Origin of the sequence: Pseudoalteromonas sp. P1-11 (assembly GCF_001399995.1) — a bacterium.
Lineage (GTDB): Bacteria > Pseudomonadota > Gammaproteobacteria > Enterobacterales > Alteromonadaceae > Pseudoalteromonas > Pseudoalteromonas atlantica.
In genome coordinates this window covers 198,408-213,287 of the sequence record NZ_LJSP01000003.1, presented here as the reverse complement: position 1 = coordinate 213,287, position 14,880 = coordinate 198,408, and the positions used below count along the sequence as shown (strand labels likewise).

Below are 14,880 nucleotides of genomic sequence, written 5' to 3'. Positions count from 1 at the left end.
GCAGTTTAGCAGCTTAAGGCACGCTGCCCTATTGATATTTACACTATAAAGAGTTGTTAATTACCCAATACCTTGGCAGGGTCGACTCGAGTTGCTTGCCACGCCGGGTAAATAGTAGCAAGCACAGCTAAAACAAAGGTAACAATAACTGTTATTCCAATATCACTGAGTACTAATTTACTGGGTAAAAATTCAATAAAATAAACACCTTCAAGCGGATTAGCTGCAAATAACTGGCTAACCCATGTAAACAGCTCACTAATGTTAAGCGCTAATATAACCCCAACTAGTGTGCCAAGTAACACGCCAACAAAGGCTTGCGTTAAACCTTGCATGACAAAGGTCGCTAAAATGGTACTGTCTTTAGCGCCCATGGTTTTTAAAATAGCTATGTTGCCTTGTTTTTCGCGCACTTCCATTACAAGCGACGATACAATGTTAAAACTAGCTACCGCTATAATTAAAAACACCACAATGTACACAATTGTGCGTACCATTTGAATATCTTGATACAGGCTACCTTGCGTTCTAAACCAGCTAGAGACATACACATAATCACTAATAGTTTGCCCTACTCGCAGTGCAATTTGATGCGCAGCAAACACATCATCTACGCTCAATCGTAAACCTGTCACTTGGTTGGGGTCGTAACCTAAAACTGACTGTGCTTTATTTAAGTGAATAAATGCAGCGCTACTGTCAATTGGCCCACCCATTTCTATAATGCCCGCAAGTGTTAACGTTACGCGTTTAGGGGCTAATAGAGACTTGCCTTGCTCACTAATTTTAGGAATGAGTAAAGTAATGTTATCGCCTATATTAGCGCCTAATTGCTTTACAATTTGTTTGCCTAAAATAACGTCATCCGTGCGCAGCTGACTAACCAGTGTGCCTTTGGTAAATTGATTTATGGCCGATACATTCCCTTCATAGCGAGGTTCAACGCCGCGTATTTCTACCGCTTTTAGCTGGCTTTTAAATTGCGCCATACCATTTACTGCTATAAACGGCGCAGCACCTGTAACATGAGGCTCTGCTCTAAGTTTTTCTACTTTGTTAGGCCAATCAGCAATGGGGCGGCTAGGCGCTACGTATTCAACTTGCGGTACCACACTTAATAAACGATGCACTAATTGCTGCTCAAAGCCATTAATAACAGAAAGCGCAACAATTAACACCGCCACCCCTAATAAAATACCAACGGTAGAGGCTTTGGCAATAAAACTTACAAATGCGTTTTTTTCGTCTTTATGGCCAGAATACGCTCTAAAGCGTTCACTTAAAAATAAACTAAGCAACATGGTGCGGCTCTTTAATGGCAAGTTTCCCATCATCTAAATACGCAATTTTACCTAGCTTGTCTGCAAGCTCTAAGTCGTGAGTAACCACCACAAAACTAGTATTTAAGCTTTTATTTAGCTCATTAATTAAATCGTAAATTTTAATCGCGTTTTGCTTATCAAGGTTACCGGTAGGTTCGTCGGCTAACACTAATGCGGGTTTAGTCACCAGCGCTCGAGCAATAGCAACACGCTGGCGCTCTCCACCAGACAGTGCCGAAGGCTTATGCTCACTGCGATGCGCTAAGCCTACTTTATCTAGCATTTGCAAGGCTTGCTCTTTCGCCTCTTTTGCGTTGAGCCCTTTAATTAGCAGCGGCATAGCCACGTTTTCAACCGCACTAAATTCCATTAATAAATGGTGAAACTGATAAATAAAGCCCAAGTTTTTATTTCTAAACGCCGCCTGCTCTGTTCGCGATAATTTAGCAACGTCTTGATTTTTTATTTTCGCGCTACCCGATGTAGCCGTATCCAGGGTTCCTAAAATATGCAATAAGGTACTTTTTCCTGAGCCTGAGCTGCCCACTATAGCCAGCATATCCCCTTGGTTAAGAGATAAGTCCACCCCTTTTAATACTTCTACTTGATTTTGGCCATCTTGATAAACTTTACTTAAGTTTTGACAGCTAATAACTAAATCATTCATAACGCAATACCTCTGCTGGTTTTACTTTTGCGGCTTTGCGCGCAGGATATAAAGTGGCTAAAAAGCTCATTGCAATACTGCTAAGCGCAATAATAACGAGGCTTAACACATCAAATTTTACCGGAAGCTCTACACCTGCTAGTAGGTTTAGCCCCACAGCAGCGAGTAGTTCATTAATGTATAAGCTAAACAACACACCTAAAAGTGCCCCTATCGCGGTGCCAATCACCCCGTTATACAAGCCTTGCACCATAAACACTTTTTGTACTTGTGAAGGCGTTAAACCTAAGGTTTGTAATATCGCTACTTCGCCTTGTTTTTCACTCACCATCATAGTCAGTGCCGAAACAATATTAAATACAGCCACTAATACAATCAGCCCTAACAACATAGACATAATACGTTTTTCCATGGCAACCGCGGCAAATAAAGTACCTTGGCTACTGCGCCAGTCACTTACTTGGTAGTCGCGTAAAATGCGCTGGCTGTCCTTTGTAAATTGCGCTAATTCAAAGGGTTCATGTAACGACACACTTAAGTTAGGCGCGGTATTTTTGTTAAGCTTTAATACCCGCTGTAAAGATGCGCCGCTGGTAAATGCAAGGCTCATATCTATCTCTGAGCCGGTTTCGTATATTGCGGCTATTTTAAATAAACGCTGACTAGGTACGCGCCCAAGTGGCGTGTAAGTAGAGGCGTTAGGCATAATTACGCGCAGTTTTTCTCCCATACCAACGCCAAGTTTTCGGCTTAAGTAACGGCTAATAGCTATGTTGTAGCTATTATTTAAAACGTTTTGCCAATTGCCCTGCACAACTTTATCAGTAATTTTATATAGCGAGCCATTATCGCCATACAAGCCTTGCAGTAATACGCCGTGTAAATCTTTATTGGTTTGTAAGATGGCTTCGCCGTGGCGGTAAAGGCTTACGTGATCTACATAATCTGAGCGCTCTAAATCGGCTTTTAACGCTGTCATTTGTGCGCTGGTGTGTTTATTGGCTTGTACTTCTACGTGAGGAATGAGCCCTAACATATTTGTTTTTAAACTGTTTTCAAAGCCATTCATTACACTGCTTACAGTGAACAAGGCCATTAGCCCTATGGCTATTCCGGCAATAGAAAAAAACGAGATAAACGATATAAACGCATTTCCTTTGGAGGAGCGGCTATATCTGAGCCCTATAAATAAGCTAACCGGTTGAAACATATTATTTAAAACATTTATGCTAAAAGTGTGCGGCTATAGTAGCACGAACTAAGATGAATTGAATATGACCATAAATGTAAGAAATAATTTATAAATCTTATACTTGGCTATATTTTAAACGCGCTTTATTCAAGCCCGGCCACTAAATAATCAAGTAATACTCTTACGTTGGTGGCGACAAACTGACGCGGTGGGTAAATTCCCCACACGCCTTCTTGATCCGGCTGATAAGAAGTTAATACTGGCACAAGCTCGCCCGTTCTTAGCTCATTTTCAATGTAATAATTTGGCAGCTGCACTATTCCTAAGCCTTTTTTTGCACCATCAACCAATGCCCAACCACTATTACAGCGCAAGCGTCCTGCAATTTTAATGTGTTTATCGCGGCCGTTTTCGTTTACTCGCCAGTAACTGCTATTACCAATTAAACATTGATGTTGGTTTAGCTCGCCTAGGGTATGAGGCTCACCTACTCGGGATAAATAATCTGGGGAGGCACACATTATAAAGCGCCTAGCACTTAAACGCCGTGCTCTGTGGCTTGAATCTTTTAAATGCCCTAACCGAATGGCTAAATCAAACCCGCCTTCGAGTAAATTTTCTTGCTCGTTAGAAAGCGTAGCAATTACTTCGACCTCAGGATGAGCGTGCATAAAATTGTGCACAATGGGCATAATAAAAGTTTCACCATACATAACTGGTGCTGTTAATTTAATTTTACCTTTAGGCGTTGTTTGCTGCGTTGCTAAGCTTTGCGTGGCATCGTCCATAGCATGTTGTAATTGCTTAGTTTGATGTAAAAAGGCTTCACCTTCTTTAGTTAATACAACTTTGCGGGTTGTACGGGTGAGTAACTGGGTGTTTAAACGCTGCTCCAGCGCCGTTACATGGCGACTTATATGAGCAACCGACAACCCCAGTACATTAGCCGCTGCTGTAAAACTACCCTCTTCACCCACTGCTATAAATTCGTCTATGCCATCCCAACGCGCCATTATTACCATACTGTAAAAGTGTTTTAATAAATCGGAGATTATCATTATTTGAGAAACAAATACAATAGAGCCATCACCCAAACAAATTGGGTCTACAATTGTTATTTAAAACCACTACAAAGGATAAACACATGTCTGAATTTATAAAATCAAAAGCAGCTATTGCGTGGGGTCCAAACCAACCTCTAAGCGTTGAAGAAGTTGATGTAATGATGCCTAAAAAAGGCGAAGTAATGGTAAAAATTACTGCTACTGGTGTTTGTCACACTGATGCATTTACTTTATCAGGTGAAGATCCTGAAGGTATTTTCCCAGCAATTTTAGGCCACGAAGGTGCAGGTGTTGTGTATGCAGTGGGCGAAGGCGTAACCAGTGTTGAAGTAGGCGATCACGTTATTCCACTTTACACCGCTGAATGTGGCGTATGTAAAATGTGTACTTCAGGCAAAACTAACCTGTGTTCAGCAGTGCGCGAAACACAAGGTAAAGGCCTAATGCCAGATGGCACTACACGCTTTTTTAAAGACGGCCAACCAATTTATCACTACATGGGTACGTCTACTTTTTCTGAGTACACAGTACTTCCAGAAATTTCACTCGCAAAAGTAAACAAAGAAGCGTCGCTTGAAGAAATTTGTTTATTAGGCTGTGGCGTAACCACAGGTATGGGCGCGGTAACAAACACTGCAAACGTAAAACCTGGCGATACCGTGGCTATTTTTGGCTTAGGTGGCATTGGTTTATCGGCTATTATTGGTGCAAAAATGGCAGGCGCGGGTCGCATTATTGGTGTTGATATTAATACCAGCAAATTTGACCTTGCAACAAAACTTGGCGCAACCGATTTAGTAAACCCTAAAGACTTCGACAAGCCTATCCAAGAAGTGATTGTTGATATGACCGATGGCGGTGTTGATTACTCGTTTGAGTGTATTGGTAACGTTGATGTAATGCGCTCAGCACTTGAGTGTTGTCATAAAGGTTGGGGGGAGTCGGTAATTATTGGTGTAGCCGGTGCTGGCCAAGAAATTTCAACCCGTCCTTTCCAACTTGTAACAGGGCGTGTATGGCGTGGTAGCGCATTTGGTGGCGTTAAAGGCCGTTCACAGTTGCCTGAAATTGTTGAGCGTTACATGGCAGGCGAATTTGCTCTTAACGACTTTATTACGCATACCATGAGCCTTGAAGAAATTAACGATGCGTTTGATTTAATGCACGAAGGTAAAAGTATTCGTACAGTAATTCACTACTAATACGCTATTGGTAACCTATGTATTAAAAAGCCGTAATACTTAATTGTTTGCGGCTTTTAAGGATTTTTATGTTAGAAAATATCTCAAGTACAAAAGTAGCAGGTGGTTGGCACAAACAATATACCCACACTGCAACAAGTACCCATTGCACAATGCGTTTTGCGGTATTTTTACCACCTGGCGCAAGTGAAACAAATAAAGTGCCAGTACTATATTGGCTATCGGGTTTAACCTGTACAGACGAAAACTTTATGCAAAAAGCCGGCGCATTTAAAAAAGCGGCTGAGCTGGGTATTGCAATTGTAGCGCCTGATACAAGCCCACGTGGTGATAATGTCCCTGATGACGACAACTACGACTTTGGCCAAGGCGCAGGCTTTTACGTAAACGCAACACAAGCACCGTTCAATACACATTTTAATATGTATGACTATGTAGTTGATGAACTACCTATGCTTATTGAGCAACACTTCCCAGTAACCAGTACTAAAGCAATTAGCGGTCACTCAATGGGCGGGCACGGCGCTTTAATGGTGGCACTTAAAAACCCTAAAGCGTTTGTTAGCGCTTCGGCCTTTAGCCCTATTGTTAATCCAATTGACTGCCCATGGGGCGTGAAAGCATTTACGGGTTACTTAGGCACTGACAAAGAGCTCTGGGCTCAATACGATTCGTGCGAATTGATGAAAAAAGCGCAGCAGGCTGATTTTCTCCCTATGCTTGTTACACAGGGCGAAGCCGATGGGTTTTTAGAGGAGCAACTTAAGCCACAAAATTTAGCGGCTGTTGCTAAAAATAAAGGTTACCCGCTTAGCATTGAAATGCAAGCTGGCTACGATCATAGTTACTTTTTTATAAGCAGCTTTATTGACCAACACTTATCATTTCATAGTCAGTTTTTAACTGCGTAATCTCATTAGTGTGTAGATCAGATTTATCTACTTCTACACACTCTTTCAATACTTTACTCACTTGCCTACACACTTGTACCGTATTGCCCTCACCTTTTACTAAATTGATCAGCAATGAATCTATTTTTAACCCTATATCGGTAAAACTAAACCCATTTTTGTCTTTCGGTACAGGTTCGAGTGGATTTTTATAAGGCTCAGAGCGAGCTGGGCTATTACTATATTTATTGGCGCGTGCATTTGACTGTGCCTGCCCATCAATTATAACACCAGCGACTGTGCAGCCACTTAGGTAAATAACACATAAACATAAAGTTAGCGCTCTCATGACTCATCCTGATCAAAAATATTACCTAAATTATAAACATCTTTAAAAATAGTATTGTAAAAATATGTATACCTGTTCTATATACTTAATTTTGAACGGCCTAAGCGTACAATTTAATACAGTGCATCATCATTTTATTAATAAAATGGGTTTAAGCCCTAATACTTAAATTCACTTATACACTCTTTTATAAAGCCCACCAGCTGCAAAATAAAAATAACTAAAAACGGTAAAGCGCCAATAATAGCAATGGTTCTGTTTATTGGCTCATTATTTTGTACCAGTAAAATAAAGGCACAAAGACCAAGCGCGAGTGACCAACCATAAATACTCCATGCTTTTGCCTTTTTGCTATTTGTTAAATCACGTATTACTAATATGGCCGAATCGGCTGAGGTAACCACAAAAATAAGCAACAATAACAAGCTTGACCAAATAAGTACGGCGCCTTGCCAGCCTAGTTGCTGAAAAAATATAAATAGCCCTTGGGTATAGTCGGCTTTAATGGCATCTAAAATACCGGCATGGTAGGTTTTATCCCATGCGATAGCCGAGCCCGAAAACACACTAAACCACACAATAGTCACAAGCGTAGGTAGCAAAACTACGCCCATTATATATTGCCACACTGGCCGGCCTTGGCTAATTTTAGCTAAAAACACGCCAACAAAAGGTCCCCACGCTAACCACCAAAAATAATAATTGTAGGTCCAGCCATTTGCCCACTCGGGGTTATTAAGTTGGCTTTGTAATTGCCATGCCCCTGTAAAAATAAGCCGTAGGTAATCCCTTGTGCCATCAATGGCAATAGCCATTATAGGCTGTATGGGCATTAACAAAAGCAGCCACAATAAAAGTAAAAAAGCCAACCAAACATTAAACTTACTCAATGTTTGAATACCTTTTTTAAGCCCAAGCTTGGCCGATATTGTATACAGCAATACAATTAAGCTGATTATGATAAAACCAGATACAAGCGCGGACCCTACTCCTAAGTTGATTTCAATTCCCTTGCGTAGCAATAACGTAGAGTTTGCAATTGTCCCAACCACACCAAAAAAAATGGCAAGCACGGCCACTAATTTAACAATAAAGGTAAGCCTGTTTTGGTATTTTATATTTATAGCGCCTTTTAACGCACTGATTACCGGTGCGCTAATATCACCACTGCAATGACTGTTTTTTGTTAAGCCACCTAACACAAGCCCAAATACAGCATACAGAGCCCACGCATGCGCCCCCCAGTTAACCAACGTCAGCGCTAAAGCACTACTTACTTTGTCAGGGTAAAGTGTATGTTTTAAGGGAGAGTTAACTACATTCAACGCAGGCTCTGCAACTCCCCAAAAAATCAAGCCCGACCCCATCCCTGCGGCAAAAAGCATAGAAAGCCAGCCAAATAAGCCAAATTCAATATGGGCATTGTCACCACCTACTTTTCGCCTTCCAAGCGGGCTTATGGCAATAACGATAACTGCAACTAATAAAAAATTTACTAATAAAAAAAACGGCGCCCCTAAAAAACTTAAGGCGTTATTTATAAGCAGTTGAAAATGATTAGTGAGTAATTGAGGCGCCAAAAATGCAATAGCACAAAGAGTAAGGCAAAGTAATAACGCTGTTTTTTCAAGCTTGGTTGTATGTAAAGGCAAGTGAAATACTGTTTATTAATGTTTAATAATAAAATAATACGCACTTTGCATAATTAATTAAACGCATAGGCAGGGTTTATCTGTAAAAGCGTAAATTAGCTATGTAAATGTTACCAATTAATCAATTAACGCCTCTCATATTTAAATTTAACACATTGAATTTATACAATAAAATAAGCTGGCCTGTAGGTTGCTATTAGTTTACACCCTTAACTAATAGAGACCATTATGGAAATTGATTTACAGTGGAACGAAATCATCGATAATTTAGTACACCTTGGCATTGCCTACATACTCGCCCTGCCTATGGCTTACGACAGGGAGCGAAGCCACCATGGCGCAGGGTTAAGGACTTTTCCACTTGTGGCAGTTGCCTCATGCGGCTATGCGGTAATTGCTATGTCAGTGCTAGAAGGTGCAGAAGCGCAATCTAAAATGCTACAAGGGATTATTACCGGCATAGGCTTTATTGGCGGTGGTGCAATTTTAAAAAATAATAAATCTACATCGGGTACCGCAACAGCAGCAAGCATATGGAATATGGGTTTAATTGGTATAGCGGTTGCCTACAGCCGTTACGAAATTGCTATTTTATTAGCTATCATTAATTTTATAACACTGAGGTACATTAAAAAGTTTAAGTAATGCTAAGGTGTACCACTATGTAATTACTAAAAAGAAGATAAATTGTGAGTAACTACTGCAACCTAAATTAATGTAATAAATCAAGGCGCTTAAAAGCGCTCAAGCTCGCATGACGATACTATATAACATATAATATCGGCAAATTTATACAACGTATTTGAGCTTAATGATGTCGTCTCACTCTACAGCCCCTCGGTTACATCATATTGATTTATTGCGTGGCATTATCATTATATTTATGGTGATTGACCATGGTATGTATTATTGTCTTAATTACTCAGTAACCGATCCTATGGCGGTTCCGGGTACCAGCCCTGTTACTTTTTTCACCCGCTTTATTTCGCACTTTTGCGCCCCTTTATTTGTTTTTTTAGCAGGCCTTTCAGCAGCTGTTACCGAGCATAAATACGCTTCAACTAAGTCATTTTCTTACAATTTAATTGTCCGTGGTTTGGTGCTAATCATTTTTGAATTTACCATTGTTTCGTGGTCATGGAGCTTTAACCCCGCTTTTCCAATGTTATACGCACAGGTCATTTGGGCGATAGGCTGGGGATTTGTCATATTAGGCTTATTACGTTTACTAGGCATTTATGCAGTGCTAATAAGTGCTTTATTGTTGGTGTTTGGCCATAATCTATTTGATGGCGTAAGCTTTGAGCCAAATACGCTTGCACATACACTTTGGTCTATTGCACATCAAAAAAATGTACTTGAACTACCTTTGGGCATAAAAATGAGAACAACTTACCCAGTTGCGCCTATTGTAGGTTTAATGGCTTTAGCTTACTGCGCGGGGGTATATTATAAAAAACACCAGTACAAAGCCCAGGTGATGAATTATGCAGCTATATTAGGTGCAAGCTGCCTTGCTTTATACACTGTGCTGCGCGGTTTTAATTTATACGGCGACACTTCAGTATTTACTATTCATACCAACACTATTAATACTGTTATGTCGTTTTTAAATCCGACTAAATACCCACTCTCATTACAATTTATGTTGCTAACCGTGGGCCTTGGGCTAATTGCGCTTAAACTTTTAAGCCATGTTAAAGCCGACTTTTCTCGTAACTTTTTACAAGTGCTTGGTAAAACCAGTATGTTCTCATACCTTGCACATTTGTATTTATTACACGCTGTCGCTTGGTTGCTTATCCCTGTTTTAGGACTTAGTTTTAGCGATATGACTTACGGCGACACATTAGTAGGCCTTCCACCGGGTTACGGTATGAGTTATGGCGCAACTCTGTTATTTATAGCTGTTGTTATAGGCTTAACCACTTTACTTGCAAAACGCTATTTAGGCTGGAAGCGCAATAATAAGCACACTCTAATTGCTAAATATATATAACAAAAACCCCACATAATATTGTGGGGTTTTTATTTAAGTGTTTATTACCAATAAAATACTTTATAAAAAGCTTTCACCAGTTTGTTTTAAAGTAACCGTTTGCGCCTGTGCACTTTTAATTAATAGCCCACAACGAATATCATTTTTTGAAATTAATATTTTATCAATCTCGTTGGTATTATAATTAACGACTTTGTTTTCACAGCGAAGTTGTACTTTAGATAACGGTTTACTCGCACTAAGTTCAACCGTACCTTTAGAAAGTAAAGGTAAAACCGCTTTTTCAGACTCAAGCGTTATTTGCTGATTTATAGCGCCAGAGTTTTTATAAATGTCATTCACTTGTGCAAGTAATTGCGCTCTATTTTCCTCGCTAAACGTTATTGATTCAATATCACCTAATGCATCAATTGCATCGTAAGCACGTACGTAGTCTTGTTTTGAAATAAACCACTGTAATGCATTTTTAATAACGCGTTTTTTTATTTGATCCGGTAAGTTATCTCTAAACAAAAAGGCTTCATAAATAGACTTATCAAAGCTTTTCCAATCTTGCACAAAGTAGCTATGTTGGCTTTTAAGCCAAGCCAGTAAAACTATTTCGACTGTGTTTTTAGTGTGTTCGTTTTCAAGCTCAGTAATATACGTTTTAGCTTCATCGTACTTTTTATCATCAATAAGCTGGCTGGCTTTCTCATAATCGTCAAAAAACGCCGGGGATGCCTGATCGTTAGAAAAACTAGCATGTACATTTTGCGAGCTTACCGTAATAGTTTTCGCCGTAGGCACGGCACTGCCATTTATCTGTGCACTTTTATAATTAAGCTTAGAAACATAATCGAGAACTTCTCGTTGATATTTTTTTTGACCAAGCGAAGCCACAATTTCGATATCACTCACTTGGCCGTTCTCATCAACCACGTAGCTACTTAAATTAATCCCTTCTAACCTTGATGCACGCGGCGAGGTAGTAGTGAGTTGGTCGTAATTTTTATTAATAATTTCAGCAGCTACAAAATCATCTGCTAATACTGATAGGTGAGTAAAGGTTGAAGCGAGAGAAAGTGCTAGTAAAAGTTTTTTCATCGATATATCCATCCTAGATTATGTTTCTATTATAAAAACAAAGGTACTCCATAAATGCAAGTTAATCCATAAAAAACACGTCATTTTTTAATCAACTTTATACCAATCCGCTTCATTAAGTGATCTATTTTAAGGCTGGAAAACGTGTTTGTAGCTAGGAAAAAAGTTGGCTATTTAATTATTCTAATTGAGAATTTTAACGCAGGTAGCGGCATGTTTAGCCGCACAAAATGATTCAGTATTACGGATTGGTATTATTATGGCTTTTATAAAAAACACAGGCATAAAAAAAGGCGCTTTAAACAGCGCCTTTGGATTCAAGTATGTGTGCTTAAAACATATCTTTTTAGGAGTAGTTCCGCTAGGACTTTGAAATCATTGAGTTTTTAACAATTTCAATTTTAGTGGGGTCATCAAGGGTCCAAACTGGCTTAGCATCTGGAATGAATTTCCCATACACCTTACGGATCATTGCGGTATCAGTATGCCCTAAATGGGCTGCAACTGTCGACTCCGGTTCACCAGCTTTTAGCATCCAACTGGCGAAGCTATGTCGAGTAGTGTAAGGCGCTAGGTAGGCTAAGCCTGCCTTGTTAAGTATCCCCCTCCAATGTTTGGTCGTGAACAGCCTTGACGACGTGTAAGGTTTCCCCATGCTCGTCACCCAAGCCCTGTCTGAATCGTGAGTCCGCAATTCTTGTTCTAAGGCCAATCTCGCGGAGGACGGAAGGTATATCTTTCTTGCTCGGCCACTCTTCGGCGATTGTTCTTCTCCGTTCTGGGTTAAAGTGCGTTTCACAATGATGTAGGGTAAACATATGTCCTCTCTCCTTAATGCTGCTGCCTCCCCTGGTCTTAAACCAGACCAGAAAAGAAATGTAACTAAGCGTTTACGGCTCTCACTGGTACAAGCTTTTACAATTCGCTCTGCTTCGTCAATCGTGAACACCTCATTGGACTCTATACCTTTATGTAGACCTTCGAGCGTTAGCGCTTTTGACTTCGACTCAACGGAATCTAGCATAGGACCAAATCTGTCCTCCTCAAGAACAAGTGCTCTAACGGCGCGAGTCACAGCAAAACGTATAAGCCAAAGTCTAAAAGATGCCAACTCTGGTGAGGGCGACCTACTAATAATACCCTCCCTAAGTTCCATAGCCTCTTTTGGTGTAACGTTCGCCGCATCTATATGGCCGTAATTCTCTATGACCCATTCTGCGCGTATTGTATAGGTATTATGGGTTGAGCCTTTAACCCTACCTTTTTTAGCTTTGATGAAGTGCTCTTGGATAACAGCACCCAGCGTTCGCTCGTCTTTTTTCAAACTTGGATCGTTTGGGAAATACTGCGCTAAATCAAACTGGCCTAAGCTAATATCCCGCCTTATGGCATTCAACATTTGCTCTGCGGCCTTGATATTTGCTTTAGTCGGTGGTATTCCTAATGATCGTTTCCACTGATTCTTTTCATTCGGTGGGCGAAATGCAATACGCAGCTTGTCTCTGTGTATTGTAATACCCTTGGGTAATTCTAAATCACTCATATGGCTATACTCCTGACAGTGATTACCCCCCGCTATTTAGATTAAAGTACGGGGATCTGTGTGTCTACGTTTTTGACATAAAAAAGCCCCGCCTAGAATGCTACTAGGCGGGGTTTTTCGTTTATGGGCTGCTAGCTCTCTAACGCCTCTTTGATCATCGCATGCAACTCATCATCCCACTTTGGCTTTGTGCTCTTGACGAGTTTACCTGAGACAAAAAGTACAAACTTTATAAAAAACTTTGTCGTAAAAAGCTTAGTAGCTAAGAACGAAAGTAGTTTTCTAAGCATCAGCTTCTTCCTTTTTATCTACTACTGGCACAGCTTCTACGAGTTCAGCTAGGCTTTGGCCTGTGAAGCCAACACGCTGCGCAATCTGGCCTAATACTTCGCTAAGCCCCTTACTTTCATCTTGGGCATCGAGTACACGGGCTTTTAGGCGAATGACCTGAGCCTGTAGTTCGTTTACCTTGTCCTCACCCATTATTCGACCCCGATTACTTCAGTCTTACAATGAAGCTCTGCCGCCTCTTCTGCGCTAAGTCCGCTGTACTGCTCTGCGGGTAACGCGTAGCTGGCAAAATCTGCGTTGTACGTTTCGGTATCGATAAGGATATAAGGCGCTGCGCCATTGTCCTTTGCTGTCTGCGACGGCCAGTAGCCAATGCGGTAGTTAAGCGAGAAGCTGGCCGTTTCTGACTCAATCTCACCACTGCCCGCACGAATGTCATATACATAAGCTTCGCTTGTATTTGCCGTAAAATCTGAGCGAAGAACCTGAAACACGGCTGCCTCGAACTCAGTACCCTGTGGGTCTGTAAATGCTGCTGTAAACATTTTTAAGCCTCTTATTATTAGTGAGTCCCGATTATAACGCGCTACTACTCATTAAAAAAGTAGTAGCACTGTTAATTATGGACCATAGAAAAAGATAGCCCAATCGACTGTCGTAGATATCACAAGCGAGTGGTCTATAGCGTTACGGACGTAGATAGTCAGCGAACCCCTAAAGTGCTTCTCAACGGCCTTAGTGCCACTGGACGCTGTGAGCGATATATAGCGGTTGCCCTGACTCCACGACGAGTAGCTTGTGCTTGTTGCCGTGTTTATACTTAGCCCTGAATTGCTATCGTCCCGCGTGACAACGTAACGATACTCTAGCTCCTTCGCCAGTTCGCCATACCCCACGTTGTACTCGTTTTCAATATCCCACACTAAGCTACGTGTTTGGGCGCTGCTAGTTGTGTCTGCCCCAATACGTTTAGACGCTGGCCTGTAGCGGAAATATAAAGCACTGGCCGTGTTCAGCAGGTCGGTTAACTTGATAGGTGGCGACGTAGGTACATGTTCGTTCTGCTCGATTGAAGGCACTAGGTCATTCCCCCGTAGGTAATCGGTCAACTTTGGCTGGCTGGACTTAGAGCCGAAGAAGTTGACCACCTGTGCCTTGAACGCAATTGGCACCGATGTTACGCCTAGCTTTATCATTTGGTCGACCAACGGGAAACGACGGTTAGCGAGCGTTATCGTTTGGCTGCGTGTGCCGATTGTTATAGTAACCGACACACTTTGCATATAGTCTCTGGCCGCTTCAACCTGAAAGTAAACCTTATCGCCATTTTCTACGAGCGTGTACGAGCGCGGTGCGTTATTTACGCTATTCACGAATACATTCACCAGCCCGCCGTCGGACGTTGTGCCCTTCGCCTGCACCCCTTTATTGATGCCCGACACGTTAATGACGGGCAGCGTTACGAGCGCCTTTGGGTCAATGTTCGACATATTACTTAGGCCGAAGCTGTCGGGGTACTTATCCCCGACTCTGAACCTAAGCGGGATAGATACAGTCTTACCGCCTACCGTAGCTGATACATAGTCTGTGGTATTAGGCACTCCCGACTTAACGGTCTTTGTG

At 41.3% G+C, this 14,880-nt stretch carries 15 protein-coding genes; 4 read left to right on the top strand and 11 right to left on the bottom strand.

The window, feature by feature from the left end; translation table 11 throughout:
- Nucleotides 1–56 precede the first annotated feature (56 nt).
- From AN390_RS06660 to AN390_RS06645, 4 genes are all read right to left on the bottom strand, one after another.
- The gene (locus AN390_RS06660) at nt 57–1,301 is read right to left on the bottom strand and encodes a lipoprotein-releasing ABC transporter permease subunit (protein WP_055253442.1); all 1,245 of its coding nucleotides are present in this window, start codon (nt 1,299–1,301) and stop codon (nt 57–59) included.
- Nucleotides 1,291–1,989 (bottom strand): lipoprotein-releasing ABC transporter ATP-binding protein LolD, encoded by a 699-nt coding sequence (gene lolD / locus AN390_RS06655; RefSeq protein ID WP_055253440.1) that lies wholly within the window; start codon nt 1,987–1,989, stop codon nt 1,291–1,293. The genes AN390_RS06660 and lolD overlap by 11 nt, the downstream gene beginning before the upstream one ends.
- Entirely contained in the window at nt 1,982–3,199 is a 1,218-nt protein-coding gene (locus AN390_RS06650) for a lipoprotein-releasing ABC transporter permease subunit (protein WP_055253438.1), read from the bottom strand. The genes lolD and AN390_RS06650 overlap by 8 nt, the downstream gene beginning before the upstream one ends.
- 125 nt (nt 3,200–3,324) lie before the next feature.
- The gene (locus AN390_RS06645) at nt 3,325–4,194 is read right to left on the bottom strand and encodes a LysR family transcriptional regulator (RefSeq protein WP_029774426.1); all 870 of its coding nucleotides are present in this window, start codon (nt 4,192–4,194) and stop codon (nt 3,325–3,327) included.
- A 131-nt stretch (nt 4,195–4,325) separates the two neighbouring features.
- Between AN390_RS06645 and AN390_RS06640 the strand changes: the two genes are divergently transcribed.
- Together AN390_RS06640 and fghA are read left to right on the top strand one after the other, a co-directional pair.
- A complete protein-coding gene (locus AN390_RS06640) occupies nt 4,326–5,447 on the top strand; it encodes an S-(hydroxymethyl)glutathione dehydrogenase/class III alcohol dehydrogenase (RefSeq protein ID WP_004587830.1) in 1,122 nt (373 codons plus the stop codon).
- A 68-nt stretch (nt 5,448–5,515) separates the two neighbouring features.
- The gene (gene fghA, locus AN390_RS06635; protein WP_055253436.1) at nt 5,516–6,358 is read left to right on the top strand and encodes an S-formylglutathione hydrolase; all 843 of its coding nucleotides are present in this window, start codon (nt 5,516–5,518) and stop codon (nt 6,356–6,358) included.
- Here the strand turns inward: fghA and AN390_RS06630 are convergent.
- Nucleotides 6,312–6,686, bottom strand: a complete 375-nt coding sequence (locus AN390_RS06630) for a hypothetical protein (protein WP_029774425.1) — start codon at nt 6,684–6,686, stop codon at nt 6,312–6,314. The two genes, fghA and AN390_RS06630, sit on opposite strands and share 47 nt — an antisense overlap.
- A 158-nt stretch (nt 6,687–6,844) precedes the next feature.
- The gene (locus AN390_RS06625; RefSeq protein ID WP_055253433.1) at nt 6,845–8,338 is read right to left on the bottom strand and encodes a BCCT family transporter; all 1,494 of its coding nucleotides are present in this window, start codon (nt 8,336–8,338) and stop codon (nt 6,845–6,847) included.
- Between the two features lie 228 nt (nt 8,339–8,566).
- Here AN390_RS06625 and AN390_RS06620 point away from each other — a divergent pair, with 228 nt between their 5' ends.
- Together AN390_RS06620 and AN390_RS06615 are read left to right on the top strand one after the other, a co-directional pair.
- Nucleotides 8,567–8,983, top strand: a complete 417-nt coding sequence (locus AN390_RS06620) for an MgtC/SapB family protein (protein WP_004587826.1) — start codon at nt 8,567–8,569, stop codon at nt 8,981–8,983.
- 169 nt (nt 8,984–9,152) lie between these two features.
- Nucleotides 9,153–10,337, top strand: coding sequence for a DUF1624 domain-containing protein (locus AN390_RS06615; protein ID WP_055253432.1), 1,185 nt, complete (start codon nt 9,153–9,155; stop codon nt 10,335–10,337).
- A gap of 60 nt (nt 10,338–10,397) precedes the next feature.
- On the opposite strand, the gene AN390_RS06610 is transcribed toward AN390_RS06615, so the two are convergent.
- The 5 genes from AN390_RS06610 to AN390_RS06585 form a co-directional block, all read right to left on the bottom strand.
- Nucleotides 10,398–11,423, bottom strand: coding sequence for an energy transducer TonB (locus tag AN390_RS06610; RefSeq protein ID WP_055253430.1), 1,026 nt, complete (start codon nt 11,421–11,423; stop codon nt 10,398–10,400).
- A 361-nt stretch (nt 11,424–11,784) separates the two neighbouring features.
- Entirely contained in the window at nt 11,785–12,966 is a 1,182-nt protein-coding gene (locus tag AN390_RS06600; protein ID WP_055253426.1) for a tyrosine-type recombinase/integrase, read from the bottom strand.
- Nucleotides 12,967–13,248: 282 nt separating this feature from the next.
- Complete coding sequence (locus tag AN390_RS06595; RefSeq protein ID WP_055253424.1) at nt 13,249–13,449, bottom strand: hypothetical protein; 201 nt, start codon at nt 13,447–13,449, stop codon at nt 13,249–13,251.
- Nucleotides 13,449–13,751, bottom strand: coding sequence for a hypothetical protein (locus AN390_RS06590; protein ID WP_157686033.1), 303 nt, complete (start codon nt 13,749–13,751; stop codon nt 13,449–13,451). The genes AN390_RS06595 and AN390_RS06590 overlap by 1 nt, the downstream gene beginning before the upstream one ends.
- Nucleotides 13,752–13,877: 126 nt before the next feature.
- Complete coding sequence (locus AN390_RS06585) at nt 13,878–14,747, bottom strand: hypothetical protein (protein WP_157686032.1); 870 nt, start codon at nt 14,745–14,747, stop codon at nt 13,878–13,880.
- Between the last annotated feature and the right edge of the window lie 133 nt (nt 14,748–14,880).

Bases quoted from the DNA above. Each gene is read 5' to 3' on its own strand.
- AN390_RS06660 (WP_055253442.1), bottom strand. From the start codon at position 1,301: ATGTTGCTTAGTTTATTTTTAAGTGAACGCTTTAGAGCGTATTCTGGC.
- lolD (WP_055253440.1), bottom strand. From the start codon at position 1,989: ATGAATGATTTAGTTATTAGCTGTCAAAACTTAAGTAAAGTTTATCAA.
- AN390_RS06650 (WP_055253438.1), bottom strand. From the start codon at position 3,199: ATGTTTCAACCGGTTAGCTTATTTATAGGGCTCAGATATAGCCGCTCC.
- AN390_RS06645 (WP_029774426.1), bottom strand. From the start codon at position 4,194: ATGGCGCGTTGGGATGGCATAGACGAATTTATAGCAGTGGGTGAAGAG.
- AN390_RS06640 (WP_004587830.1), top strand. From the start codon at position 4,326: ATGTCTGAATTTATAAAATCAAAAGCAGCTATTGCGTGGGGTCCAAAC.
- fghA (WP_055253436.1), top strand. From the start codon at position 5,516: ATGTTAGAAAATATCTCAAGTACAAAAGTAGCAGGTGGTTGGCACAAA.
- AN390_RS06630 (WP_029774425.1), bottom strand. From the start codon at position 6,686: ATGAGAGCGCTAACTTTATGTTTATGTGTTATTTACCTAAGTGGCTGC.
- AN390_RS06620 (WP_004587826.1), top strand. From the start codon at position 8,567: ATGGAAATTGATTTACAGTGGAACGAAATCATCGATAATTTAGTACAC.
- AN390_RS06615 (WP_055253432.1), top strand. From the start codon at position 9,153: ATGTCGTCTCACTCTACAGCCCCTCGGTTACATCATATTGATTTATTG.
- AN390_RS06610 (WP_055253430.1), bottom strand. From the start codon at position 11,423: ATGAAAAAACTTTTACTAGCACTTTCTCTCGCTTCAACCTTTACTCAC.
- AN390_RS06600 (WP_055253426.1), bottom strand. From the start codon at position 12,966: ATGAGTGATTTAGAATTACCCAAGGGTATTACAATACACAGAGACAAG.
- AN390_RS06595 (WP_055253424.1), bottom strand. From the start codon at position 13,449: ATGGGTGAGGACAAGGTAAACGAACTACAGGCTCAGGTCATTCGCCTA.
- AN390_RS06585 (WP_157686032.1), bottom strand. From the start codon at position 14,747: ATGTCGAACATTGACCCAAAGGCGCTCGTAACGCTGCCCGTCATTAAC.